This window comes from Stenotrophomonas sp. YJH_SMC_81 (genome assembly GCF_059370875.1).
The window spans coordinates 639,867-664,262 of sequence record NZ_JCAFUB010000001.1 but is presented as its reverse complement, the minus strand read 5'-3'; the positions used below and the strand labels follow the sequence as shown (position 1 = coordinate 664,262).

Annotated in this window: 17 protein-coding genes; 10 read left to right on the top strand and 7 right to left on the bottom strand. The window is 68.4% G+C overall.

The features are described from left to right. Window positions 1-21 precede the first annotated feature (21 nt). From AC5P8U_RS02995 to AC5P8U_RS02985, 3 genes are all read right to left on the bottom strand, one after another. Window positions 22-405, bottom strand: coding sequence for a CopL family metal-binding regulatory protein (locus tag AC5P8U_RS02995; RefSeq protein ID WP_252745500.1), 384 nt, complete (start codon window positions 403-405; stop codon window positions 22-24). 93 nt (window positions 406-498) lie between these two features. Then, entirely contained in the window at window positions 499-2,304 is a 1,806-nt protein-coding gene (gene recQ / locus AC5P8U_RS02990) for a DNA helicase RecQ (RefSeq protein WP_072167681.1), read from the bottom strand. A gap of 511 nt (window positions 2,305-2,815) precedes the next feature. Further along, entirely contained in the window at window positions 2,816-3,364 is a 549-nt protein-coding gene (locus AC5P8U_RS02985; protein ID WP_005418469.1) for a Dps family protein, read from the bottom strand. Between the two features lie 86 nt (window positions 3,365-3,450). On the opposite strand from AC5P8U_RS02985, the gene hrpA reads away from it, so the two are divergent. Beyond that, window positions 3,451-7,533 carry an ATP-dependent RNA helicase HrpA gene (gene hrpA / locus AC5P8U_RS02980; protein ID WP_088497518.1) on the top strand — a complete coding sequence of 1,361 codons (4,083 nt, stop codon included), beginning with the start codon at window positions 3,451-3,453 and terminating at the stop codon, window positions 7,531-7,533. A gap of 75 nt (window positions 7,534-7,608) precedes the next feature. On the opposite strand, the gene AC5P8U_RS02975 is transcribed toward hrpA, so the two are convergent. Next, entirely contained in the window at window positions 7,609-8,133 is a 525-nt protein-coding gene (locus AC5P8U_RS02975; protein ID WP_053500608.1) for a hypothetical protein, read from the bottom strand. A 130-nt stretch (window positions 8,134-8,263) separates the two neighbouring features. On the opposite strand from AC5P8U_RS02975, the gene AC5P8U_RS02970 reads away from it, so the two are divergent. Then, entirely contained in the window at window positions 8,264-10,420 is a 2,157-nt protein-coding gene (locus tag AC5P8U_RS02970; protein ID WP_061480346.1) for a RelA/SpoT family protein, read from the top strand. Between the two features lie 30 nt (window positions 10,421-10,450). Continuing rightward, the gene (locus AC5P8U_RS02965) at window positions 10,451-12,016 is read left to right on the top strand and encodes a hypothetical protein (protein ID WP_005418464.1); all 1,566 of its coding nucleotides are present in this window, start codon (window positions 10,451-10,453) and stop codon (window positions 12,014-12,016) included. On the opposite strand, the gene AC5P8U_RS02960 is transcribed toward AC5P8U_RS02965, so the two are convergent. Next, a complete protein-coding gene (locus tag AC5P8U_RS02960; RefSeq protein ID WP_188218913.1) occupies window positions 12,013-14,112 on the bottom strand; it encodes a glycosyltransferase in 2,100 nt (699 codons plus the stop codon). The two genes, AC5P8U_RS02965 and AC5P8U_RS02960, sit on opposite strands and share 4 nt — an antisense overlap. A gap of 96 nt (window positions 14,113-14,208) precedes the next feature. Between AC5P8U_RS02960 and mrcB the strand changes: the two genes are divergently transcribed. The 4 genes from mrcB (at window position 14,209) to tsaB (ending at window position 20,537) form a co-directional block, all read left to right on the top strand. Next, a complete protein-coding gene (mrcB, locus tag AC5P8U_RS02955) occupies window positions 14,209-16,635 on the top strand; it encodes a penicillin-binding protein 1B (RefSeq protein ID WP_188240732.1) in 2,427 nt (808 codons plus the stop codon). After that, window positions 16,632-17,168 carry a hypothetical protein gene (locus tag AC5P8U_RS02950; RefSeq protein ID WP_050562713.1) on the top strand — a complete coding sequence of 179 codons (537 nt, stop codon included), beginning with the start codon at window positions 16,632-16,634 and terminating at the stop codon, window positions 17,166-17,168. Before mrcB ends, AC5P8U_RS02950 begins: the two co-directional genes overlap by 4 nt. A gap of 597 nt (window positions 17,169-17,765) precedes the next feature. Then, the gene (yoaA, locus tag AC5P8U_RS02945) at window positions 17,766-19,814 is read left to right on the top strand and encodes a DNA repair helicase YoaA (protein WP_072168546.1); all 2,049 of its coding nucleotides are present in this window, start codon (window positions 17,766-17,768) and stop codon (window positions 19,812-19,814) included. Window positions 19,815-19,823: 9 nt separating this feature from the next. Next, window positions 19,824-20,537: a tRNA (adenosine(37)-N6)-threonylcarbamoyltransferase complex dimerization subunit type 1 TsaB gene (tsaB, locus tag AC5P8U_RS02940; RefSeq protein ID WP_072168547.1), complete on the top strand. Its 714-nt coding sequence runs from the start codon at window positions 19,824-19,826 to the stop codon at window positions 20,535-20,537. A gap of 456 nt (window positions 20,538-20,993) precedes the next feature. On the opposite strand, the gene AC5P8U_RS02935 is transcribed toward tsaB, so the two are convergent. Continuing rightward, the gene (locus AC5P8U_RS02935; RefSeq protein WP_445391246.1) at window positions 20,994-21,878 is read right to left on the bottom strand and encodes an energy transducer TonB family protein; all 885 of its coding nucleotides are present in this window, start codon (window positions 21,876-21,878) and stop codon (window positions 20,994-20,996) included. Further along, window positions 21,878-22,825: a glutathione synthase gene (gene gshB, locus AC5P8U_RS02930; RefSeq protein ID WP_061478899.1), complete on the bottom strand. Its 948-nt coding sequence runs from the start codon at window positions 22,823-22,825 to the stop codon at window positions 21,878-21,880. Before gshB ends, AC5P8U_RS02935 begins: the two co-directional genes overlap by 1 nt. 240 nt (window positions 22,826-23,065) lie before the next feature. On the opposite strand from gshB, the gene pilG reads away from it, so the two are divergent. From pilG to AC5P8U_RS02915, 3 genes are read left to right on the top strand one after another with little or no spacing between them, the layout of a single operon-like run. Continuing rightward, complete coding sequence (pilG, locus tag AC5P8U_RS02925; RefSeq protein WP_005418455.1) at window positions 23,066-23,467, top strand: twitching motility response regulator PilG; 402 nt, start codon at window positions 23,066-23,068, stop codon at window positions 23,465-23,467. An 18-nt stretch (window positions 23,468-23,485) separates the two neighbouring features. Then, window positions 23,486-23,848, top strand: coding sequence for a response regulator (locus AC5P8U_RS02920; RefSeq protein ID WP_005410717.1), 363 nt, complete (start codon window positions 23,486-23,488; stop codon window positions 23,846-23,848). Continuing rightward, window positions 23,848-24,378 carry a chemotaxis protein CheW gene (locus AC5P8U_RS02915; protein ID WP_005418454.1) on the top strand — a complete coding sequence of 177 codons (531 nt, stop codon included), beginning with the start codon at window positions 23,848-23,850 and terminating at the stop codon, window positions 24,376-24,378. Before AC5P8U_RS02920 ends, AC5P8U_RS02915 begins: the two co-directional genes overlap by 1 nt. Window positions 24,379-24,396 lie beyond the last annotated feature (18 nt).

The window sequence follows — 24,396 nt, the reverse complement described above, 5'->3', positions numbered from 1 at the left end:
GGGCGCACGGTGCGTGTGGAATCAGCCGATGGGAGGGCGTGAGATCGGCGGCAGCGGCGGCGCCGGCCGGCCGGTGGCCGGCATCGGCTGCGGGGCCAGCGACAGTGCCGGTCCGGCAATGAACGGCAACGGCTGCACCACCAGCAGCGGGTGCTGGGCGCAGCTGCGCACGCAGTCCTTGATCTGGCAGTGGGCGTCGTGGGCCGGGGCCTTGGCCTGCGGGGCCGGGTCGGCCTGCGTGCCGGCGTGGTGGTGGCAGTCGGCAGTGCCGCCATCAACAGCAGCGGCTGCGGCGTGGGCCATCCGCCCCATTTCTTCGTGACCACGGGCCATGGCCGCGTTCAGCCCGTTGAGCAACAGGCTGAGCATGAGCACGACGCGGAGCAGGGTCGAGGCCAGGGACATGGCGCTAATTTAGCCGCAAGCGGGTGCGGATGCACTTCCGGCTGAATGGCCGGTTCAAGGTTGGAGCCGCACCAATGTAGAGCCGAGCCCGGCTTACCCCTCTTCGCGCACGATCTCGACCAGGCGCGGGCCATAGCGGCTCAGCTTGGTACCGCCGATGCCGCCGACCCGGGCCAGTTCATCCAGGCTGGTCGGGCGCCGCTCGGCGATGTTGCGCAGCGTGCTGTCGTGGAAGATCACGAACGCCGGTACGTTCTGTTCCCGGGCCAGTTCGGCGCGCAGGCCGCGCAGCGCGTTGAACAGGGCCAGGTCCTGCGGCAGTACCGACAGGCCGGTGCGCTGCGCGCTGCGCTCGCGTCCGCTGCTGCTGCTGGCCGGGTCGCGGCGCATGCTGATCTGGCGGCGGCCGGTCAACACGTCGCGGCTGGCATCGGTCAGGCGCAGGCCACCGTGACCCTCGCTGTCCACTTCCAGCAGGCTGGCCGCGACCAGCTGGCGGAACACGCTGCGCCAGGTGCGTGCATCGAGGTCGCGGCCGATGGCATAAGTGCTCAGCTTGTCGTGGCCCTGCTGCCTCACCTTCTCGTTCTCGCTGCCGCGCAGGATGTCGATCAGGTGGCCGACACCGAAGCGCTGGCCGCTGCGGTAGACGCAGCTCAGCGCCTTCTGTGCCGGTATGGTCGCGTCCCACGAGGCCGGTGGCGTCAGGCAGTTGTCGCAGTTGCCGCACGGCTGGGGGTAGGTCTCGCCGAAGCCGGCCAGCAGCACCTGGCGGCGGCACTGCATCGATTCGCAGTAGCCCAGCAGATGGTCGAGCTTGGCCCGCTCCAGCTGCTTGCGCTCTTCGCCCGCCTCGGACTGCTCGATCATCTGCTTGAGCAGTACCACATCACCCAGGCCGTAGCACAGCCAGGCCTCGGCGGCTTCGCCATCGCGGCCTGCGCGTCCGGTTTCCTGGTAGTAGCCCTCCATCGACTTGGGCAGGTCGGTATGCGCGACGAAGCGCACGTCCGGCTTGTCGATGCCCATGCCGAAGGCGATGGTGGCACACATCACGATGCCGTCCTCGCGCAGGAAGCGGCGCTGGTTGCCGGCGCGCACTTCCGGCGGCAGGCCGGCGTGGTAAGGCAGAGCGTTGAAGCCCTGGCCGCAGAGGAATTCAGCGGTCTCCTCGACCTTGCGCCGCGACATGCAGTAGACGATGCCGGCCTCGCCACGGTGGCCGCGCAGGAAGTCGGTCAGCTGCTTGCGGGCGTTGTCCTTCTGCACCACGGTGTAGCGGATGTTGGGGCGGTCGAAGGAACTGACAAAATGGCGCGCTTCCTGCAGATCGAGGCGCTCGGCGATCTCGCGCTGGGTCGGCGGATCGGCGGTGGCGGTCAGCGCGATCCGCGGGATCTGCGGCCAACGCTCGTGCAGCACGGTCAACTGGCGATATTCGGGGCGGAAGTCATGGCCCCACTGCGACACGCAGTGTGCTTCGTCGATGGCGAACAGGGCGATCTGGCTGCGCGACAGCAGCGACAGGAAACGCCCGGTAAGCAGCCGCTCAGGGGCGACATACAGCATGTCCAGTTCGCCGGCGAGCAGCTCGCGCTCGACGCGGCCGGCGGTCTCGGCATCCAGGGTTGAATTCAGGTACTCGGCGCGCACGCCGAGCTGGCGCAGGGCTTCGACCTGGTCCTGCATCAGTGCGATTAGCGGCGAGATGACGATGCCGCAACCGTCACGCAGCAGGGCCGGGACCTGGTAGCACAGCGATTTGCCGCCGCCGGTGGGCATCAGCACCAGGGCGTCGTGACCGGCAGCCACATGCTCCACGATGTCCTGCTGCGGACCACGGAAATCGTCGTAACCAAAGACGCGTTGAAGCAGGTCGTGCGCGGGACGGGAAGCCATCGCGCTAGTTTACCCCGGCGGGGGAGTCGGCAGGGCTGCGCCCTGGGAACGCGCCATCGCATGCGCGCTGCCGCTCCCACGCTTCGCTCCGCGAAACGCGGGCCCCACTTACCAGCTCCCAGACCCCCGCCGCTTCGCGTCCGCCCCCTGACTCAGGGGGCTCTCCCCCGGACTTGGCCCGGTGGGCGGTAGATCCACGCCATGCGTGGATGAAATCTGTCAGATATCGACAAACAAAATGGGTCAGATCCGTTTTCCTGCGGAAAACGGATCTGACCCCAATGGCTTTGCTGGCAGATCGCGGAAAACTGTCGAAGGCGGGGTGGGTCCGGTTGCGGGGGCGTGAGCCGCATGGATGCGGCGACCGAGCCTACATGGACGTATTCACGGCGTCCCCCGCAACTGGACCCGCCCCGCCAACCCACGGATAGCCCGCTTTTGACGTTGACGTTGACGTTGCAGTTGCCTCTGCGGGTGCAGGGCGCAGCCCTGCCGCCCCCCCCCCCAACCCTTACTGCAGCAGGGAACGCAGCATCCAGGCGTACTTCTCGTGGGTCTGCAGGCGCTGGGTCATCAGATCCTCGGTCGGGGCATCGTCACCCTTGGCCGCCACATCCAGCACTTCACGCGCCGTACGGCATACCGCTTCGTTGGCGACCACCAACTGGCGTACCATTTCACGCCAGTCCGCACTGTCGGTCAGGCCCGGTTCCTCGACGATCGAGGTCAGCGCAGCGAATTCCCGGTAGGAGCCCGGGGCATTGAAGCCCAGCGCGCGGATGCGCTCGGCCACGTCGTCCAGTGCCGCCCACTGCTCGGTGTACTGCGTCTCGAACATGGTGTGCAGCGAGTTGAACATCGACCCGGTCACGTTCCAGTGGAAGTTGTGCGTCTTCAGGTAGAGCGTGAACGCGTCGGCCTGGAAGCGCGACAGACCGTCGGCGATCTTCTTGCGGTCGCCCTGGGTGATCCCGATATCGATGTTCGGCGCCGACGGTGCCGCCGCTGCAAGCTTCTGCTTGCCGGTCTTGGCCTTGGTCGTGCTCTTGGTCTTCGCCATGGGGTTCCTCCTTGTGGAATCGTTGGCCTTCACAATAAACCGGTCGTGATGACTGGTCGCTTTCAAAGTTTTGAACGAACCGATTGATGAACTCTATCGATAAAAATCCATCGCCCCGCCTGCGCCAACAGCGCGCCGCCATCGACGGCGCCATGAGCCGCGACCGGGGCCGTTTGCTGGGAATGCTCTCGCGTTGCCAGGCCAAGCCGCAGGATGCGGCACTGGCCGCTACTTTCGAGCAGGCCTTGCAGGCGTCGGTGCAGCGCCGGCAGGTGCGGGCGCAACAGCAGCCGTCCATTACTCTGGACCCGCAGCTGCCGATTGCGCGTGAAGCCGACGCGATCATCAAACTGATCCGCGACCACCAGGTGGTGGTGATCGCCGGTGAAACCGGTTCGGGCAAGACCACCCAGCTGCCGAAACTGTGCCTGGCCGCAGGCCGTGGCCAGGCCGGCATGATCGGCTGCACCCAGCCGCGACGGATCGCCGCACGTGCGGTAGCCAGCCGCGTGGCGCAGGAACTGCAGAGCGAACTGGGCCAGCTGGTGGGCTACCAGGTGCGCTTCAATGACAAGGTCAGCGACGACAGCCGCATCAAGTTCATGACCGACGGCATTCTGCTGGCGGAGATCGCCAGCGACCGCTGGTTGTCGAACTACGACACGATCATCGTCGACGAGGCACACGAACGCAGCCTCAACATCGACTTCCTGCTGGGCTACCTGAAGCAGCTGCTGCGCAAGCGCCCGGACCTGAAGCTGATCGTCACTTCGGCCACCATCGACACCGAACGCTTCGCCCAGCATTTCGACAATGCGCCGGTGATCAGCGTCGAAGGCCGTACCTACCCGGTGGAAGTGCGCTACCGCGCGCTGGAAGGTGAGGGCGAAGACCAGGGCGAGCGCACCGTCAACGATGCCATCGTGTCGGCCATCGACGAGATCACTCGCCTGGACGCACGCGGCGACGTGCTGATCTTCCTGCCGGGCGAGCGCGAGATCCGCGATGCGCACCAGTCGCTGGAACGGCGCAAGTACCGCAATACCGAGGTGCTGCCGCTGTACGCGCGCCTGTCCAACCAGGACCAGGACCGGGTGTTCAACCCCGGGCCGAACCGGCGCATCGTGCTGGCCACCAACGTGGCCGAGACCTCTTTGACGGTGCCACGCATCCGCTACGTGGTCGATCCGGGCTTCGCCCGCGTCAAGCGCTACAGCCCGCGCAACAAGCTGGATCGCCTGCACATCGAGCCGATCTCGCAGGCCAGCGCCAACCAGCGCAAGGGTCGCTGCGGCCGTATCGCCGAAGGCATCTGCTACCGCCTGTACGCCGAGGCGGATTTCCAGGCGCGGCCGGAGTTCACCGATCCGGAAATCCGCCGCTCCAGCCTGGCCGGCGTGATCCTGCGCATGCTGCAGCTGGGCCTGGGCCGCATCGAGGAGTTCCCGTTCCTGGAGGCACCGGACGAGCGCGCGGTGGCCGATGGCTGGCAGCAGCTGACCGAGCTGGGCGCGATCGATGCCGAGCGGCGCATGACCACCATCGGCAAGCAGATGGCGCGCCTGCCGGTGGACGTGAAGCTGGCGCGCATGCTGGTCGCCGCGCAGGCCGCCGGCTGCCTGCGGCCGATGCTGGTGATTGCCTCGTTCCTGGGCATCCAGGACCCGCGCGAACGCCCGCCGGAAGCGCGCGGTGCGGCCGACAGCGCGCATGCGCAGTTCGCCGATGGCCGCTCCGAGTTCGTCGGCGTGCTGCGCCTGTGGGATGCCTACCGGCAGGCCCATGAGGACCTGACCCAGTCCAAGCTGCGCGACTGGTGCGGACGTCATTTCCTCGGCTTCCTGCGCATGCGCGAGTGGCGCGAGCTGCATCGCCAGCTGCGGCTGCTGTGCGAGGAACTGGGCTGGAAGGAAGAGGCCAGCGAGGCGTCGATGGCACCGTTGCTGGCCGGCAGCAGTGCGCCGGCACCGGCGCGTGATGACGCGGCCGCAGTAAAGGCCACCCGCGGCCAGTTGCATCGTGCCGCGCGCCTGGCCCGCGAAGGCAAGGCCGAGGCCGCACCGGCACCGGCGGCCGCGCGCGCGCAGAAGGAACAGGCGCCCGTCGGCGGCGGCTTCAGCGAACGTGTACGCGCTGCTGCCTACCAGACCCTGCACCGGGCACTGGTGGCGGGCCTGCCGACGCAGATCGGCCACCGCACCGAGAAGGGCGATTTCCAGGCACCACGCCAGCGCCGCTTCCTGCCGTTCCCCGGTTCGGCGCTGGCCAAGCGGCCACCGCCGTGGCTGCTGGTGGCCAACCTGCTGGATACGCAGAAGGTATGGGGCATGACCCTGGCCGCGATCGAGCCGGACTGGGTGATCGCCGAACTGCCGCACCTGCTGCTGCGCAAGCACTTCGACCCGCACTGGTCGCGCGCGCAGGGCCAGGTGCTGGCGTCCGAGCAGATCAGCCTGTTCGGCCTGGTGCTGGCACCGAAGAAACCGGTCCATTACGGCCGCATCGCGCCGGGCGAGGCGCATGACATCTTCGTGCGCCAGGCACTGGTGACCGGCGAGATCAATACCCGCGCCAGTTTCGTCGCCGACAACCAGAAAGTGCTGGAGGTCGCGCGCGAGGAAGAAGCCAAGCTGCGGCGCGCCGGCATCGTTGCCGACGAAGACTGGCAGGCACGCTGGTACCTGGACCGGGTGCCGCCGCAGATCCACTCGGCGGCGGGACTGGATAGCTGGTGGAAAGGGCTGGCGCCGGAACAGCGCAAGGCGCTGCACTGGTCGTTGGCAGACCTGTTGCCCGGTGAGGGCAGCGAACAGGAGCGCTATCCGAAGTACCTGGCGCTGGGCCAGGCGCGCTTGCCGCTGCACTACCGTTTCGAACCGGGGGCCGACGACGATGGCGTCACCCTGGACGTGCCACTGCACCTGCTCAACGCGTTGGACCCGGTGCAGCTGGGCTGGCTGGCGCCGGGCTTTGTTGCCGACAAGGCCTCGGCACTGATCCGCAGCCTGCCCAAGGCGATGCGCCGCAACTATGTGCCGGCGCCGGACTTCGGTCGCGCGTTCTACGAGGCCTTCCCGCAGCCCAGCGCCGATGCCATCACCGGCGAGCTGGCGCGTTTCCTGTCACGTGCGACCGGCGCGACGGTGACCGCACTGGATTTCGAGCCGGGTTCGATCGAGCCACACCTGCACATGAACCTGCGGCTGCGCGACGAACAGGGCAAGGTGCTGGCCACCTCGCGTGATCTGGAAGCGCTGCGCGCGAAATTCGGTGGCCGTGCTGGCGATGCCTTCGCCGCGCGTGCCGGGCGCGAGATGGCGGCTGACGGCCTGCGCACGTTCCCGGCCACGCCGATTCCGCTGCAGGTACCCGGTGAAGCCGGCGTGCCGGCCTATCCGGCGCTGCTGGACGAGGGCGACAGCGTGGCGCTGCGCATCTTCGCCGATCGCCAGCAGGCGCAGGACGCCCATCCGCTGGGCGTGCGCCGCCTGCTGGAGATCGCCCTGGCCGAGAAGGTGAAGCAGGCACGCAAGCAGTTGCCGGTCGGTGCCAAGACCGGCCTGTTGTATGCCGCGATCGAATCGCAGGAGCGGCTGCGTGGTGACCTGGTCGATGCAGCGATGAACGCGGTGCTGGCCGAGGGCCTGGAAGACATCCGTGATGCGGCGGCCTTCGAGCAGCGCCGCGAGCATGCCGCCAAGGCCCTGTTTGGCGAGGCGATGTCGCGGCTGAAGCTGGCCGAATCCATCCTGGCGCTGGTGGCGGAGCTGAAGCCGATGCTGGAGGCGCCGCTGATGGGCTGGGCGCGCGGCAACCTGGACGACATGGAAGCGCAGCTGGCCGGGCTGATCCACCCCGGCTTCCTGCGCGACACGCCGGCCGACGCGCTGGCGCAGTACCCGCGTTACTTGAAGGCGATGATCCTGCGCACCGAACGTGCCAAGCGTGATCCGCCGCGCGACCAGGCGCGCATGCTGGAACTGCATCCGTTCCTGGAAGCGCTGGAGGCGGGCGAGCAGCAGGGCCTGCGTGATCGCCCGCAATGGCAGGCGCTGCGCTGGGATCTGGAAGAACTGCGGGTATCGCTGTTCGCGCAGGAGCTGGGGGCACGCACCGGCATCTCGGCGAAGAAGCTGGCGCAGCGCGTGGCTGCATTGCGCCAGGCCTGAGCGCTCCCCGGCCGCCCCCTCGGGCGACCGGGGCCGGCCGGGCAGGGAGCCGGGCACGGCCGGAATGCCCGGACGTTACTTGGTGCGGCGAACCTTCGGCTGCACGTTTACCCCGTCCACCTTCATATACCAGGCGCCCATCACCCCTGGGCGCATGCTGACGCCCGGGGCGTCCTTGCGGCCACCGGAATAGTGCGTGGCGTCTATCTGCTCCCACTCCTGGCCGTTCTGCAGCACGTAGCGGCGGCCCTGGCCGAATCCACGGAATTCACCCTGCAGGTTGCTTTCGATCGGTTCGCTGCTGCCGAAGTCCAGGAAGCCGCGGTTCTTCTTGATCACTTCCTGGCGGCCTTCTTCGCGCGCTGCGGCGACGGCCTGGGTGGTGGCCGCCTCGACCTTGCCCTGCAGCCAGCGGTTGAGCGTGGCCAGTTCACCGGCACTGAGCTTGTCCAGGCCGGCGGCCTTGAACTCGGAGGGCGACATCTGCTGCTGCAGGTCGCCCTCCACCACGCGCTGGGCCAGCGCAGGCGCGGACAGGGACAGCAGCACGGCGGCACAGGCCAGCAGCCGTGGACGGACGCGCGGGGCAATCGAAGGCATGGCGGGTCTCTCCTGGGTGTGTGGGCGAGTGTAGCGGCATGTCTTCATGCCGGGTGATGGTAGGTGCAGTGATTGTCCCTGAACGGCGCCGGCGCTAGTGTAGGGGCCTCTGTCTTGCCTGCTCGATGCTGTGAACCGCGCTTCCGTCCCCGGCCTGGATGCCTTGTTGAACCGTCCCTCGGCAGCGGTGCTGCCTGCTCCGCTGCGCCAGGCCCTGCGTGAGCATTGGGAAGCGCCGGATTGCGACCACCAGATGCGTGCCAGCTGGTCGGTGCTGGGCGATACCCTCGATGCGCTGGCGATGCTCTCGGCCGACGAAGGCGCGGTGGTGGCCGCATTGCTGTTCGACCTGCCGGGCCTGCGCGCCAGCCTGGACCAGCTGCCGCTGGGCAACCACAAGGCGGCGGTGACCGGCCTGCTGGATGGCCAGGATGCGGCCGATCCAGTGTGGGCGCTGCATGCCGGCCGTGAGGCGGGGCGCAACAGTGAGGGCCTGCGCCGGCTGCTGCTGGCGATCATCCGCGACCTGCGCGTGGTGCCGATCCTGCTGGCGCGCCAGCTCGCGAGGATGCGTGCGGCCGACAAGCTGGACGAGGAGCAGCGGCGCGCGCTGGCCCAGCTTACCCGCGACATCCACGCGCCCCTGGCCAACCGGCTGGGCATCTGGCAGCTGAAGTGGGAGCTGGAGGACCTGGCGTTCCGCCACCTGGAACCGGAAACCTACCGCCGCATCGCCCGCGAGGTGGATGAAACCCGCATCGCCCGCGAGCGTTACGTCGAGAACGTCAAGAAGGTATTGTCGCGCGAGCTGGTCGCCCAGGGCATCAAGGCCGAAGTCAGCGGCCGCCCGAAGCACATCTACAGCATCTGGCGGAAGATGCAGAAGAAGCGGTTGGCCTTCGACCAGTTGTATGACATCCGTGCGGTGCGCGTGATGGTCGACGACGTTGCCGCCTGTTATGCCGCGTTGGGCGTGGTGCACGCGCTGTGGGCACCGGTACCGAGCGAGTTCGATGATTACATCGCACGCCCGAAGGCCAACGACTATCGCTCGCTGCATACCGCCGTGGTCGGCCCGGAAGGTCGCACCATCGAAGTGCAGATCCGCACCCATGAAATGCACTCGCAGGCCGAGCTGGGCGTGGCCGCGCACTGGAAGTACAAGGAAGGTGGCAAGGGCGCGGAGAAGTCCTTCGACCGCAAGATCACCTGGATGCGCCAGTTGCTGGAACAGGCGCAGGACGGGCAGGGCAATGAACTGGCCGGGGCGCTTGATGCTGAGCTGACCGAGGACCGGGTCTATGCGCTGAGCCCGAAGGACGAGGTGCTGGACCTGCCGCAGGGCGCTACGCCGCTCGATTTCGCCTACCAGGTGCATACCATGGTCGGGCACCGCTGCCGCGGCGCCAAGGTCAACGGCCGCATCGTGCCGCTGACCTACCGCCTGCGCAGCGGCGACCGCGTCGAGATCCTGACCGGCAAGGAGGCCGATCCGCGCCGCGACTGGCTGATGCCGGCCAACGGCTTCCTGGCCAGCAACCGCTCGCGCGAGAAGGTGCGCAGCTGGTTCCACAAGCTGGACCGCGCGCGCAACGTGCAGGCCGGTCGCGAGCTACTCGAGCGCGAGCTGAAGCGGCTGGGCCTGCAGCACGCGGACCTGGCTGTGGCGGCGAAGAAGTTCCATGCCGACAGCGTCGATGACCTGTACATCCAGGTGGCGCTGGGCGATACCGGCCCGAACCAGGTCAGCCGTGCGCTGCTGGAGGCGGAGCGTGCCGCCAGCCAGCCCGCGCCCGCACCGGCTCTGCCGCGGCCGACCGCGCGCCGCGAGAACCTGGGCAAGTCCAAGTTCACCGTGCAGGGCGTGGGCAACCTGCTGGTGCAGCTGGCACGCTGCTGCCAGCCGGTGGCCGGCGAGCCGATCGTCGGCTACCTGACCCGTAGCCGGGGTGTCACCGTGCATCGTGCAGACTGCGCCGCGCTGGCCCGGCTGGCGGCCAGCAGCCCGCAGCGCATCCTGCCGGTGGAGTGGGGCCAGGCTGGGGGCGGCTACGAGGTGGACGTCGTGGTCGATGCGGTCGATCGCCGCTGGCTGCTGAAGGACATCACCAACCTGATCGCCCAGGAAGACGCCTACGTGCTCGACATCCACAGTGACAACGTGCGCAACAGTGGCCGTGCCCATCTGCGGCTGCGCCTGAAGGTCAGTGACTACGGGCAGTTGTCGACGCTGCTGGGCAAGCTCGATGCGCTGCCGGGCGTGAGCGAGGCGCGTCGCCTCGGCTGAGCTTCACGCTGCCCCGGCTACCCTGCACGCATGGAACGCGAGCCCCCGCATCGCCCGCATGGCGCTGAACATCCTGCGCTGGACCGTGTCCGTCGCGAGGGGCGTTGGTGGTGGCTGCAGGCGCGCCATGCGCGCCGGATCTGGCGCTGGGCGCTGCTCGCAGCGCTGGCCGTGTTCGTGCTGCTGGTCCTGCTGCGCAAGCCGTTGGCAGACTGGTTCTGGGATGAGCCGCAGATCGAACAGCTGCTGGCCGAGGGGGATCGTGCATTGGCGGCTGGGCGCCTGAGCGATGCCGACGGCAGTGGTGCGCGCGAGCGCTACCAGGCGGCGCTGGCGCTGGACGGTGATCGCCCGCAGGCGCGCCAGGGCCTCGCCAATACCGGCGCGGCAGCGCTGCAACAGGCGCGCGATCGCCTGCAGGCGGATGACCTGGACGGCAGCGCGCAGGCCCTGGCACTGGCCCGTGAGCTGCAGGTGCCGCAGGGCGACGCCGATGCGGTCGCCCGCCAGTTGCAGGCGCGACGTAGCGCCGGAGCCGGTATTGGTGCGTTGTTGGCGCAGGCGCGTAACGCGTTCGCGGCCGGACGCCTGGATGACGGCGACAGCAGTGCGTTGCCCTTGTTCCAGCGCATCCTGGCCCTGCAGCCGGACAACCTGCCGGCGCTGGAAGGGCGCGAAGATGCGCTGAGCGACCTGCTGCTGCAGGCACGCACGCTGGCAGAGCGAGGGGAGTTGGCCGAGGCGGCTGCGCTCCTGCGTCGTGCCCGTCAGTTCGATGCCGGTCATGCCGATCTGCCGGCGAGCGAGGAGGCCCTCGCGCGCGCGGCCGACCGGCGCCTGCGGCAGGCGCAGCGTGCGTTGCGACGGCAGCAGCTGGAAGCTGCGGCCAAGGGTTTCCAGGCGGTGCTGGTGGTGGCCGCCGATGATTCCAATGCGCAGCGCGGGCGTGAGCAGACCCTGCAGGCAGTGGTTGCACGCAGCCAGAAGTCCGCCGACGACTTCCAGTTCGATGCGGCGCAACGTGATGCGGCCCTGGCGGCGGAGCTGGGGGCTTCGCAGGCCGTCCGGCAACAACTGGCGCAGCGCCTGCAGCGCGCGCAGCAGGCGCAGCGGGCTCTGCAGCAGCCCGCGGTCAGCACGGCGCAGCGCGAACGCCAGCTGCGCGACCACCTGCGGAAGATCGAACGTGCCGAGCGCGCGGGGCAGTGGATCAGCCCACCCGGGCACAGCGCGTTCGACGCGTTGCGCGAAGCCCAGTCGCTGGCTCCCCGCGATGCGCGGGTGAAGGCAGCCGCCGCACGCTTGCTGCCCGCCAGCCGACGCTGCTTCGACGACAATCTGCGGCAGAACCGCGTGCAGGCGGCAGGCGCCTGCCTGCAGGCCTGGCAGACCCTGTCACCGACCGCAGCCGGACTGCCCTCGGCGCGGCTGCGGTTGGCCCAGCGCTGGCTGGCGATCGGCAGCGAGCGGCTCGGTAACGGTGACCTGGCCTTCGCCGCGCATGCCGCCGAACAGGCGCGGTTGCTGCAGCCGGATCTGGCCGAACTGCCGGCGTTTGAAGATCGCCTGCGCCGCGCCGGTGGACGGGCGGACTAGGCGAAGAACACCCGCTGCACGGTCGCACGGGCGGCGTCGAGTGAGAAATGTTCGGCGACGTTGGCCAGGCCGGCATCGGACAATTGCTGCCACAGCTGCGGGTCCTGGTACAGGCGGACCACCGCATCGGCGAAACCGGCAGCGTCATCGGCCACCAGTACGTCCTGGCCAGGATGCAGGTGCATGCCTTCCACGGCGCAGGTGGTACCGACCACCGGCTGGCCATGGGCCATGCTCAGGTTGATCTTGCCTTTCACGCCGGCACCGAACCGCAGCGGTGCGATGGCAATGCGCGCGCCGTCCATGTAGGGCGTGATGTCCTCGACGAAGCCGTGCATCTGCACGCCGGGGTGGCGTGCGGCCAGTGCCAGCAACGATTCCGGCGCCGCAGCGCCGATGCAGTGCAGGCGTACCTCCGGCAGCCGGGCGCGGATGTGGGCGAAGATTTCGCCGATGAACCACTCCATGCCGTCCAGGTTCGGCGGATGGCGGAAGCCACCGACAAACACCAGATCGTGTCGTTGCTCGTAGACAGCGCCGGCGCCGGCAACCTCGTGCAGGTTGGAAATCAGTTCCACCCGTACCCGCGGCGCATCGGCCTGCAGCTGCTCCCGTTCGGCCGCACTGACCAGCACGGTGATGTCGCACTGCTCCATCACTGCCAATTCACTGCTGCGGGTGCGTTCTGCTGCGCGCAGCAGGGCCGCATCACCCGCCACTTCGGCACCGCGGCGCTCGCGCAGGTAGTGCAGGTCGACCGTGTCGAACACGGTTCGTGCCTGCGGCGCATAGCGCTTGAGCAGGGGCAGGCACTCGTGGGCGACGTGGTGGCGCACCAGCATCGCCACGTCGAAACGCGACCCATGGCTGCGCAGCCAGCCGGCTACACCGTCCAGGAAGGGGGCGTACCAGACTTCCACGCCCATCCGCTGCAGCGCCTCGGTCGCCGCGCCGGCATGCTCGCGCCGGGTCGGGACGAATACCACGTGGGCACCGCCCTGCAGCAGCAGGCGGATCAGATTGACCTGGCGCAGCGACCCGGAATCGCGATCGGGCTGCGGTACTTCCTCGTCCAGGATCAGCACCTGGCGCCGGCCGCGCAGCAGCAGCGCTGGCGACGGCACTGCGCCGACCGCCGGATGGCCGGCCAGCTCGGTGGCCCAGCGAGCGGCAAAGATGGCCTGGTTGCGCACCTGGTAGGCCTTCACCCCGCTGCCGGTGTCGGTGCCGTTGCTGGTGCCCTCGTCGTGGATCACCCGGCTGGCCGGCTGCACCAGCACGCGCAGGCCCTGTGCACGCACGCGGAAGGCCAGGTCGGTGTCCTCGTAGTACGCTGGCTTGTAGCGGGTATCGAAGCCGTCCAGCTGCTGCCAGAGGGCACGCGGCAGCATCAGCGCCGCACCGGAGCAATAGTCGACGTCGCGCAGGCTGGCGAAGCGCGGGTCGTCAGCGGCCTCGAAGCGGCCATAGCTCCAGCCACTGCCATCGGCGAAGATCACTCCGCCCGATTCCTGCAGGCGGCCATCGGGATACAGCAGCTGGCTGCCGACCAGGCCGGCGTCGGGGACGCTGCCGAAGGTGTCCAGCAGGGCGTCGAGCCAGCCCGGCTGCGGCACCGTATCGTTGTTGAGCAGCACCACGTAGCGGCCGCGTGCGCGCGATACACCCTCGTTGCAGGCTTCGATGAAGCCGCCGTTGTGCGCACGCACCTCATAGCGCAACCCCGCCACCTGCGGCATCCACTGTGCGGTAGCGTCGCTGCTGCCGTCATCCACCACCAGGATCTCGCACGCGGCTGCGGGCGGGTGTGCCGCCAGGGCGCGGAGGCAGGCCAGGGTGTGGTCGACGTGGTTGTAGACCGGGATGACGATGCTTACCTCCGGCAACTTGCTGAACGGCACCATGAAGGGGGCGAAAGCCTGTGCTGGCGGCAGGAACAGCGGCGTGCGCGGCGCGGGAACGGCGCGCTGGGTGTGCACGCGGATGCGTTGCCAGGTGGCCCGCCACCCGCGGGTGCGCAGGCTTGCCAGGCTCCGGCGGGCCAGGCCCGACAGGCGGTTGATCAGGTATCGGATCTCGGCCAGGGACATCGCCATCCGGTTGCAACTCCAGCTTAAGCAGGGGAACCCGGGAGAACTCGCCAGCCGCAGTGGCTGGGGTAGACTCGCCAGATCCTACATTCTCGCATTCCCGTGCCCCGACGCTACGATTCCGACGACATCGACGATTTCGACGACGACCCGCAGGACAGCGGTCCGCTGTGGCGGCGCCGGCTGATCACCTGGAGCATGGCTGCGGTCGCATTGGGATTGGGTTTCCTCATTCCCTATACGCTGTACCTGAACCAGCAGGTGACCCAGCGTTTCGGCGAGCTGCGCTGGCAGATCCCGACGCGCGTGTATGCGCGCCCGCTGGTGCTCACCCCCGGCAAGGCGATGGATGCGTCCACGCTGAAGACCGAACTGGCCGCCTCGGCCTATCGTGATGACGGCCAGGGCAAGGAGCCGGCCACCTATGCGGTGAACGGCGGTCGCTTCGTGATCTCCAGTCGTGGCTACAACGATGTCGATGGCCGGGTGGCGCCGCGCCGGGTGGAGCTGTCGCTGGCCGATGGCGGCGTGGCCTCGCTGCGCGACGCCGACAGCCGCAAGGCACTGAAGGCCGCGCGGCTGGATCCGGCGCGCATCGCCACGCTGTACGGCCAGAAGCAGGAAGAACGCCGCCTGATCCGCATGGACGAGGCGCCGGACCTGCTGGTGACCGGCCTGCAGGCAGTGGAAGACAAGGACTTCAACCGCCATCACGGCATCGACCTGTCCGGCATCGCGCGCGCGGTGTGGGTGACGATCCGTTCCGGTGGCCAGAGCCGCCAGGGCGCCTCGACGCTCACCCAGCAGCTGGCCCGCAGCGGCCTGCTTGGCATCGGCAAGGAGCAGACGCTCACCCGCAAGTTCAATGAGGTGCTGTACGCGCTGATCATGGAGGCGCGCTACGACAAGCGCACGATTTTCGAGGCGTATCTCAACCAGGTGTACCTGGGCCAGCGCGGCAGCCAGGCGATCCATGGCATGTCCTCCGGTGCCGAATTCTGGTTCGGGCGTGACCTGCAGTCGCTGGAGACCGAGCAGATCGCCCTGCTGATCGGCCTGGTCAAGGGGCCGTCCTTCTACGACCCGCGGCGCAACCCGGAACGCGCGCTGGATCGCCGCAACTTCGTGCTGGGCAAGCTGCACGAGGCCACGCTGATCGACGATGCCGAGTACCAGCGCGCGCTGAAGGCTCCGTTGGGTGTGCCCAAGACACCGGGCCTGGTGGCAGCCAACCGCTTCCCCGCCTACGTCGACCTGGTCCGCCGGCAGCTTGCGCATGACTATCCGGAATCTGCGCTGCAGGGCGCGGGCCTGAGCGTGATGACCGGTATGTCGCCGTCCGCGCAGGCCTATGCCGAAGGCGCGGTGACCCGCACCATCAAGTCGCTGGAAAGCCAGCGTCGCCCTGAACTGCAGGCCGGCATGGTGCTGACCGACGTGCACAACGGCGACGTGCTGGCGGTGATCGGCAGCCGTGAGGTGTCCGAGGTCGGCTTCAATCGTGCGATCGAGGCGCAGCGCCCGGTCGGTTCGCTGCTCAAGCCGTTCGTGTACCTGCTGGCCCTGGCGCAGCCGGACCGCTATTCGCTGGCCAGCTGGGTCGATGATTCGCCGGTGACGGTGCAGCTCGGCCGCGGCCGCAACTGGAGCCCCGGCAACGCCGACAACCGCAGCCACGGCACGGTGCGCCTGATCGATGCGCTGGCGCATTCGTACAACCAGGCGACGGTGCGCTTGGGCATGCAGGTCGGCCCCGAGCGCGTGACCCAGCTGATCCATGTGCTGGCCGGCATCAAGGCCGAGGCCAATCCGGCGGTGATCCTCGGCTCGACCGACCAGAGCCCGTATGCGATGGCGCAGCTGTACCAGTTCCTCGCGTCCGGGGGTGAGATCCAGCCGTTGCACGCCGTGCGTGGCGTGCTCGATCCGCAGGGCAAGCTGCTCAAGCGCTACGACAAGACCCCGGCACCGGCACAGGAAGGCGATTCGATTGCCGCCAACCTGATCAGTGTCGGCCTGCAGCAGGTCGTCGCCAGTGGTACCGCGCAGCGGCTCAATGCTGATGGCCTCGGCCGTCTGCAGCCAGCCGGCAAGACCGGCACCACCAACGATGGCCGTGACAGCTGGTATGCCGGCTACACCGGCGACCACCTGGCGGTGATCTGGATCGGCAACGATCAGAACCAGCAGGCCGGCCTGTATGGCGCCACTGGCGCGATGCGGGTCTGGTCGGGCATCTTCCAGCGCCTGCCGAGTGCGCCATTGCGGGTCAGCAACAAGGGCCTGGATTGGCAGCCGGTGGCTCCCACCGGTCTCAACAGCACCGATGAAGGCTGCCCCGGCGCGCGTCGTTTCCCGTTCGTGGTGGGCTATGCGCCTGCCTATGTGCCGTGCGCGCCGGCCGCGTCGCCCGAGGGGCAGGGCGAGGCTGAAGGCGAGGGCGGTGGCTGGCGCAGCTGGTTCGGCCTGGACCGCAAGCCGGAAGCACCCGCCGAACCTGCCGCCACCACTCCTCCCCCGAGCCGATGATGCCGATGAACATGCGAACCCTGCTGCAGCCCCTGGCCCTGACCGGCCTAAGTCTGGCCCTGGCCGCCTGCGTGAGCAGCGCGCCGCCGGTAGTCAAGCCGGTCGACACCACCACGCCGGCGCAGCGCCTGGCGGCCGTGGATGCTGCAGCGGGTCCGGACGACAAGGAACTGTCGGTGCAGCCGCTGCGTGATTCGCAGGTGGAAGACCTGAGGCTGGCCGCACAGGCGCAGCGCCAGGCCAACGACCTCGCCGGTGCCGCCAGCAGCCTGGACCATGCGCTGGAGATCGTGGCTGGTGACCCGGCGGTGCTGCAGGAGCGTGCCGAACTGGCGCTGCTGCAGGGGCAGTGGGCACAAGCGGAGACGTTCGCGCGCAAGGCCGTGGATCTGGGCTCGAAGACCGGGCCGCTGTGCCGCCGGCACTGGGCGACGATCGAGCAGTCGCGGCTGGCGCGGGGCGAGAAGGAAAATGCGGTGTCGGCGCACGCGCAGATTGAAGGTTGCACGGTGCCGGGGATCAAGCGTTACTGAGTTTTCAGCCAACGGCACAGCCCCTCGTGGCTGGCTGCTTGGCCGAGTAAAGCAAAAGCCGCGCTTGGCCGGGCGGGGTGGGTTCGCGGGGGACGCCGTGAACCCGTCCCTGGGGGCTTAGCCGCGGCATCCATGCCGCGGACACCCCCGCGAACCCACCCCGCCCGGCCTCTGACAGTTCCCGTGTGCGTCCAGCCACGGAAAAGAAAAAGAAAATCAAAAGCGGGTCGCGCGCTGCGCGCACTCGTTGTGGGGTTGGAGCCGTTTTCCGCAGGAAAACGGCTCCGACCCCTTCTTGTTTCCGTTCGACCCACCGCTTCTGAATCAGTCGAGCAAGCGCGACGCCACGAAGCACGTCCATCCGTCACCGGGAAACTGTCGAAGGCGGGGCGGGAGGGGCAGGCAGGACCGTTGGCGCCATGGATGGCGCCATCGAGCCCCCATGGACGGGTTTACGGCGTGTCCTGCCTGCCCCTCCTGCCCCGCCAAACACGCAGCAACCCAGAGCCATGAACCACGCTGTTGCTGTTGCTTTTGCCTGCGCTCTGGCTTGAAACGGGTGCCGGGCAGCGCCCGGCCGGGTATCCTTTCCCTCTGATGTCCGACCTTGTCCATGCCAGCCGCGAAGCCCTCAGCGAAGGCGGCGCGCTCGCCTCGCACCTGGATGCCTTCGTCCCGCGTCCGGCACAGCTGCACCTGACCGCAGCCATTGCCGATGCGCTGCAGCAGCGGGACCTGCTGCTGGCCGAGGCCGGTACCGGCACCGGCAAGACCTTCGCCTATCTGGTGCCGGTGCTGCTGTCCGGGCTGCGCACCATCATCTCCACCGGTACCCGCGCGCTGCAGGACCAGCTCTACCACCGCGATCTGCCGCGCGTGCGCCAGGCGCTGGGCGTCGGCCTGCGCAGCGCGCTGCTGAAGGGGCGCGCGAACTACCTGTGCCGCTATCGACTGCAGCAGGCGCGGGGCGAGCCGCGGTTTTCCAGTCCCGAACAGGCCGCGCAGTTCCAGCGCATCCTGGCGTGGTCCGGCCGCTCGGAGTTCGGTGACATCGCCGAACTGGAGGGCCTGGCCGATGACTCGCCGCTGCTGCCGATGGTCACCTCCACTGTCGACAATTGCCTGGGCACCGATTGCCCATTCTGGGACGACTGCTTCGTGGTGCGCGCACGGCAGCGTGCGCAGGCCGCCGACGTGGTGGTGGTCAACCACCACCTGCTGCTGGCCGATCTGGCACTGAAACAGGACGGCTTCGGCGAGTTGCTGCCGGGGGCGCAGGCCTTTGTCATCGACGAGGCACACCAGCTGCCCGAACTGGCAGCGCAGTTCTTCGGCGAAGGTTTCGGCATGCGCCCATGGCAGGAACTGGGTCGCGACTGCCTGGCTGAAGCGCGCGGCGTAGGGGGCGCACAATCGGCGCTGCAGGAGCCGGTCGACCAGTTGCAACTGGCGTTGCTGGCGTTGCGTTCGGCGATGGAGGGGCTGCCGCCGCGGGGTACGCAGTGGCGTGCGCTGGCCATGCCACAGGTCCGCGACGGCTTCGATACGGTGATGGCCGGCCTGGTGGCGCTGGAGCAGGCACTTCAACCGCTGCGCGAATCGGCGGCGGGTCTGGACGCCTGCCATGCGCGGGCGCGCGAGGCGGTGTCGCGGTTACAGCGCTGGCTGGGCGATGATGAACCCACCCTCGATTTCGATGCCGATCCGGCGGACCACGCCAGTGCCGCCGATGTGCTCTGGTACGAGCTCACGCCGCGGGGTTTCCGCTGCCAGCGTACGCCGATGGATGTGTCCGGCCCGCTGCGCGAGCATCGCGAGCGCAGCCGCGCGGCATGGATCTTCACCTCGGCCACGCTGACCGTGGGCAATGGATTCGACCACATCGCCACGCGCCTGGGCCTGGACGATCCGCATACCCTGGTCCAGCCGAGTCCGTTCAACTGGCCCGAGCAGGCGTTGTGCTACCTCCCGGAAGGCCTGCCTGATCCGGCCGCACGGGGCTTCGGAACCGCGCTGATCCAGACCCTTCGGCCGGTACTGCAGGCATCGCAGGGCAGGGCATTCCTGTTGTTCGCCTCGCACCGTGCATTGCGCGAGGCGGCCGAAGCACTGCGCGACGGGCCATGGCCGTTGTTCGTGCAGGGTGAGGCACCGCGCGCGACGCTGCTGCAGCGCTTCCGTGAATCGGGCAATGGCGTGCTGCTGGGCTCGGCCAGTTTCCGCGAGGGCGTGGACGTGGTCGGCGAAGCGCTGAGTGTGGTGATGATCGACAAGCTGCCGTTCGCGGCACCGGACGATCCGGTGTACGAGGCACGCCTGGAGGCGATCCGCAGCCAGGGCGGCAATCCGTTCCGCGACGAACAGCTGCCGCAGGCGGTGATCGCACTGAAGCAGGGTGTCGGTCGCCTGATCCGCAGCGAAAGCGACCGTGGCGTGCTGGTCCTGTGCGATCCGCGCCTGCTCAACCGTGGCTATGGCCGGGTCTTCCTGGATTCACTGCCACCCTTCCGCCGCACCCGCAGCCTGGCCGATGTGCAGGCCTTCTTTACGCCACAATGGGTGCCCGTGGCTGATGATGCGGCTGACCCGGCCGCTGTTGCGCCGGGCCCGGAGCCGGCTCCTGGTGCCACGTTCCCCCTGTTCTGACCTGATCTGATGAAACTGCTCGCCTTTGAAACCGCCACCGAAGCCTGCTCCGTTGCCCTGCATGTCGATGGGCAGGTGCTGGAACGCTTCGAGATCGCCCCGCGCCGGCATGCTGACCTGAGCCTGCCATGGGCCGAGGCGCTGCTGGCCGAAGCCGGCATCAGCCGTCGCCAGCTCGATGGCATCGCGCTCAGTCGCGGCCCGGGGGCGTTCACCGGTGTGCGCCTGGCGATCGCCATCGCCCAGGGCATCGCGTTGGCGTTGGACCGCCCGCTGCTGCCGGTTTCGACGCTGCAGGTGCTGGCGCTGCGGGCACCGGTGGAAGAAACGCAGATCCTGTCGGCAATCGATGCCCGGATGGGTGAACTCTACGTCGCGCGCTTCGAACGCGTCGACGGCCTGCCGGTCGCGCGCGATGCCGAGCGCGTCTGCGCGCCCTCCGTGGTGACGTTGCCGGAGGGAATGTCGGCCTACGGTGTCGGTACCGGTTTCGGCGCGGGCGACGGCGCGCTGGTGGCACAGTTGGGCAGTAGCCTGCGCGGTTTCGATGCTGCGGCATTGCCGCGGGCGTCGGACGTGCTGGCACTGGCCGTGCCGGCGTTCGCGCGTGGCGAGGCGATCGCACCGGAGAAGGTCGAGCCGGCGTACCTGCGCGACAACGTGGCATTGACCCTGGTCGAGCAGCAGGCCGCGCGCGAGGCGAAGGCGAAGGCCAACGGCTGAGCCCCTCGTGGCGGGGCGCGAAAGCACGAGCCGCGCTTGGCCGGGCGAGGTGGGTGCGCGGGGGACGCCGTGAACCCGTCTCTGACGTGACCCCCGCGAACCCACCCCCGCCCGACCTCTGACAGTTTCCGTGTGCGTCCGCCACGGAAAATAAAAAAAAGAAGATCAAAGTCAAAAGCGGGTCGCTTCGCTCGTATCCACGCCTGGCGTGGATGTGTGTCGACCAAGGTCGACACCTACCAACAGCAATGGTGCGCCGCGATCTGTCAGAGGCGGGGCGGTGTCGGGCGGCGGGGTATCCGCGGCATGGATGCCGCGGCTAAGCCTACACGGACGTACTTGCGGCGTCCCCGCCGCCCGACACCGCCCCGCCAAGCTTCAGGACACCAACCGCTGCTGTTGCTGTTGCTCTAGCCCTTCAGCGGGTCCCGGGCCGCAGGCCCGGGCAGCAAAACGCTACCGGTCGTCGTGCAGGGTGCCGCCCGGCAGGAACACCCAGGTACGGGTGACCTGCAGGATGTCGATCTCGTCCTCGGTCTTTGGCAACGGCGGGAACGGCTGCGCCAGCTTCACCACCCGCAGCGCCGCTTCATCCAGCAGCGGCGTCCCGCTTGAACGCAGAATGCGGCTGCTCTCCACGCTGCCATCGCGCCGCACGCCCACGCTGATCACCACTTGGCCGCCGAGCCGGCGCTGCCGGGCCTCGTCCGGATAATTCAGGTTGCCGACGCGCTCGGCACGGTCGACCCAGGCGCGCAGGTAATTGGCATAGGCATATTCACGCGTGCTGGCCGACACGAACTTGCGATTCGGGCGCTTGGCATACTGCGCCGAGCGCAGATGCACTTCGGCAGCCAGTCGCGCCATCTCCACATCGCGCTGCTCGCGTGCACTCAACGGCGCGTCCGGCTCGGGGCGTTCCGGGGTTGGCTGGGCCTGCGCCTGTGCCACCGTATCCTGTCCGTTGCGGCTGCTGACCACCCGTGCCTGCGGCGGCGGAACCGGGGCGGCCGATTGCTGTTGCTGCGGCACCGGGCTCAACCCGGACCGGGCCTGCGGCACGATGCCGGCCTGGTTGTCGCGCGGACGCTGTGCGCGGTCGTGCTCGCCACCGCCTTCCTGGTTGGCGGCGGCAAGGAAATCAGCCTGCTTTGGCGTCAGTGCGGTGCGCGTCTGGCTGAAGATCACTTCCAGCGTCGGCACCAGCGGAGCATCGCCCTTCACGGCGAAACCCACGCCCAGGATCAGCAGGGCGTGGACCAGCACCGACAGTGCGATGGTGGCCCCCAGCCGTTGCGCTTCGCGTGGCGGCGGGGGCAGAACGGCGGGTGCGGACGGCATCAGCGCAGGCCGGCCTCGAGCGCGTCGAACAGGGTGCCGGCAATGTTCAGGCCGTACTGCGCGTCGAGCTCGCGCACGCAGGTCGGGCTGGTCACGTTGACCTCGGTCAGGTAATCGCCGATCACGTCCAGGCCGACGAAGCGCATGCCACGACGCTTCATCTCCGGGCCAACCTGGCCGGCGATCCAGCGGTCACGCTCGCTCAGCGGGCGCCCTTCGCCACGGCCGCCGGCCGCCAGGTTGCCGCGGAACTCGTCACCCTGGGGAATGCGCGCCAGGCAGTAATCGACCGGTTCACCGTCGACCAGCAGGATGCGCTTGTCGCCGGCGGTGATGTCGGGAATGAACTTCTGGGCCAGCGCCAGCTTGCGGCCGCCGTCGGTCAGTGTCTCCAGGATCACGTTCAGGTTCGGATCGCCCTGGCCGCTGCGGAAAATCGAGCGGCCGCCCATGCCGTCCAGCGGCTTCAGCACGGCCTGGCCGTGTTCGAGGGCGAAGGCCTTCAGCGCCTTGGCATCGCGGCTGACCAGGGTCGGCGGGCAGCACTGCGGGAACAGCAGGGCTGCCAGCTTCTCGTTGTAGTCGCGCAGGCCCTGCGGGTTGTTGACCACGCAGGCACCGGCAGCGGCGGCCACGTCCAGCACCTGGGTGTCGTAGATGTACTCGGCGTCGACCGGCGGGTCCTTGCGCATCAGCACGATCTGGCCGGGCCCGAACTCGGTACGGCTGAACTCACCCAGCTCATACCAGCCGGCCGGGTCGTCGCGCACCTGCAGCGGCGCGGTCTGGGCCACCGCCACGCCACCTTCCAGGGCCAGTCCGCCCGGCCGCACGTAGTGCAGGGCATGGCCGCGGCGCTGGGCTTCCAGCAGCATGGCGAAGGTGGTGTCCTTGGCGATCTTGATGTGGGCGATGGGGTCCATCACCACGATGACGTTCAACGGCATGGGCGCACCTGTCAGGCAAGGCGTTGATGGTAGCGGCAACGCCGGTCGCGCGCCTCCCTGCCATACTGCAACGCAGCGTCCGCCCGGCGGTCGCGCACTCATTGCGAAACCCGTCACGTTCAGGAGGGGGCCATGCCCCGCGCCGTGGGGCGGCCTTGAAGCGGGCGCGGAAAGTGCGATATAGATACGCTTTCGCAGCGGCCCCCGCCAGAGATCGGGCCGTGCGCTTGGGGATAGGCAATGACTGAAAACACGACTGCGGGCGGGGAACTCGCAGGACTCCGGGTGATGGTCATCGATGACTCGAAGACCATCCGCAGGACTGCGGAAACGCTGCTCAAGCGCGAAGGCTGCGAGGTGGTCACCGCCACCGACGGCTTCGAAGCGCTTGCCAAGATCGCAGACCAGCAGCCGCAGATCATCTTCGTCGACATCATGATGCCGCGCCTGGACGGGTATCAGACCTGCGCGCTGATCAAGGGCAACCAGCTGTTCAAGGCGACCCCGGTCATCATGCTGTCGTCCAAGGATGGCCTGTTCGACAAGGCGCGGGGACGCATCGTCGGCTCGGAGCAGTACCTGACGAAGCCTTTCACGCGTGAAGAACTGCTGGGTGCCATCCGCACATACGTCAACGCCTGACCAGGGGGGAAAGGCACAATGGCTCGTATCGTCCTGATCGAGGATTCACCGACCGACCGCGCGGTGTTCACCCAGTGGCTGCGCCGTGCCGGCCACGAAGTGCTGGAAGCGGACAACGCCGAGGATGGCCTGCAGCTGGTCCGCGACCAGGTGCCGCAGCTGGTGCTGATGGACGTGGTCCTGCCCGGCATGAGCGGCTTCCAGGCGACCCGTGCGATGGCCCGTGATGCGGCGATCAAGCACATCCCGGTGATCATCGTCAGCACCAAGGCGATGGAAACCGACAAGGCCTGGGGCCTGCGCCAGGGCGCCGCCGATTACATCGTCAAGCCGCCGCGCGAGGATGAACTGATCGCGCGGATCAACGAACTGGTGGCCTGATGCGCTCGCCCTTCGACATCCTTGAAGCCTATGAACGGCGCAGCCTGGCCCATGCGGTGCAGTTGCCCGGAAAACAGTTTGCCCAGGACCTGTGGCGTGGCGTGGGTTTCCGCGTCGGCCAGCGCCGGCTGGTGTCCGATTTCCGCGAAGTGGTGGAAATCGTACCGATGCCGCCGGTGACCCCGGTACCCTGTGCGCAGCCCTGGCTGCTGGGCGTGGGCAACCTGCGCGGCAACCTGTTCCCGGTGGTCGACCTGAAGTACTTCCTGGAAGGCACGCGCACCGTGCAGCAGGAAGGCCAGCGCGTGCTGATCATGCGCCAGGCCGGCGGCGACGTCGCACTGACCATCGATGAACTGTTCGGCCAGCGCAGCTTCGAGCTGGACCAGCAGATCGAAGCGGGCACGTTGGCCGAAGGCCGCTACGGGCATTTCGTCGATCGTGCTTTCCATGCCGACGGCCATGACTGGGGCGTGTTCTCGCTCTCGCTGCTGTCGCGCACCCCTGAATTCCGGCAAGCCGCGGCCTGAGGCCAGGCATCGCCCCCT

Excerpts from the sequence above, each read along its gene's own strand:
- AC5P8U_RS02995 (WP_252745500.1), bottom strand. The coding sequence starts at position 405 with ATGTCCCTGGCCTCGACCCTGCTCCGCGTCGTGCTCATGCTCAGCCTG.
- recQ (WP_072167681.1), bottom strand. The coding sequence starts at position 2,304 with ATGGCTTCCCGTCCCGCGCACGACCTGCTTCAACGCGTCTTTGGTTAC.
- AC5P8U_RS02985 (WP_005418469.1), bottom strand. The coding sequence starts at position 3,364 with ATGGCGAAGACCAAGAGCACGACCAAGGCCAAGACCGGCAAGCAGAAG.
- hrpA (WP_088497518.1), top strand. The coding sequence starts at position 3,451 with ATGAACTCTATCGATAAAAATCCATCGCCCCGCCTGCGCCAACAGCGC.
- AC5P8U_RS02975 (WP_053500608.1), bottom strand. The coding sequence starts at position 8,133 with ATGCCTTCGATTGCCCCGCGCGTCCGTCCACGGCTGCTGGCCTGTGCC.
- AC5P8U_RS02965 (WP_005418464.1), top strand. The coding sequence starts at position 10,451 with ATGGAACGCGAGCCCCCGCATCGCCCGCATGGCGCTGAACATCCTGCG.
- AC5P8U_RS02960 (WP_188218913.1), bottom strand. The coding sequence starts at position 14,112 with ATGGCGATGTCCCTGGCCGAGATCCGATACCTGATCAACCGCCTGTCG.
- AC5P8U_RS02950 (WP_050562713.1), top strand. The coding sequence starts at position 16,632 with ATGATGCCGATGAACATGCGAACCCTGCTGCAGCCCCTGGCCCTGACC.
- yoaA (WP_072168546.1), top strand. The coding sequence starts at position 17,766 with ATGTCCGACCTTGTCCATGCCAGCCGCGAAGCCCTCAGCGAAGGCGGC.
- tsaB (WP_072168547.1), top strand. The coding sequence starts at position 19,824 with ATGAAACTGCTCGCCTTTGAAACCGCCACCGAAGCCTGCTCCGTTGCC.
- AC5P8U_RS02935 (WP_445391246.1), bottom strand. The coding sequence starts at position 21,878 with ATGCCGTCCGCACCCGCCGTTCTGCCCCCGCCGCCACGCGAAGCGCAA.
- gshB (WP_061478899.1), bottom strand. The coding sequence starts at position 22,825 with ATGCCGTTGAACGTCATCGTGGTGATGGACCCCATCGCCCACATCAAG.
- pilG (WP_005418455.1), top strand. The coding sequence starts at position 23,066 with ATGACTGAAAACACGACTGCGGGCGGGGAACTCGCAGGACTCCGGGTG.
- AC5P8U_RS02920 (WP_005410717.1), top strand. The coding sequence starts at position 23,486 with ATGGCTCGTATCGTCCTGATCGAGGATTCACCGACCGACCGCGCGGTG.
- AC5P8U_RS02915 (WP_005418454.1), top strand. The coding sequence starts at position 23,848 with ATGCGCTCGCCCTTCGACATCCTTGAAGCCTATGAACGGCGCAGCCTG.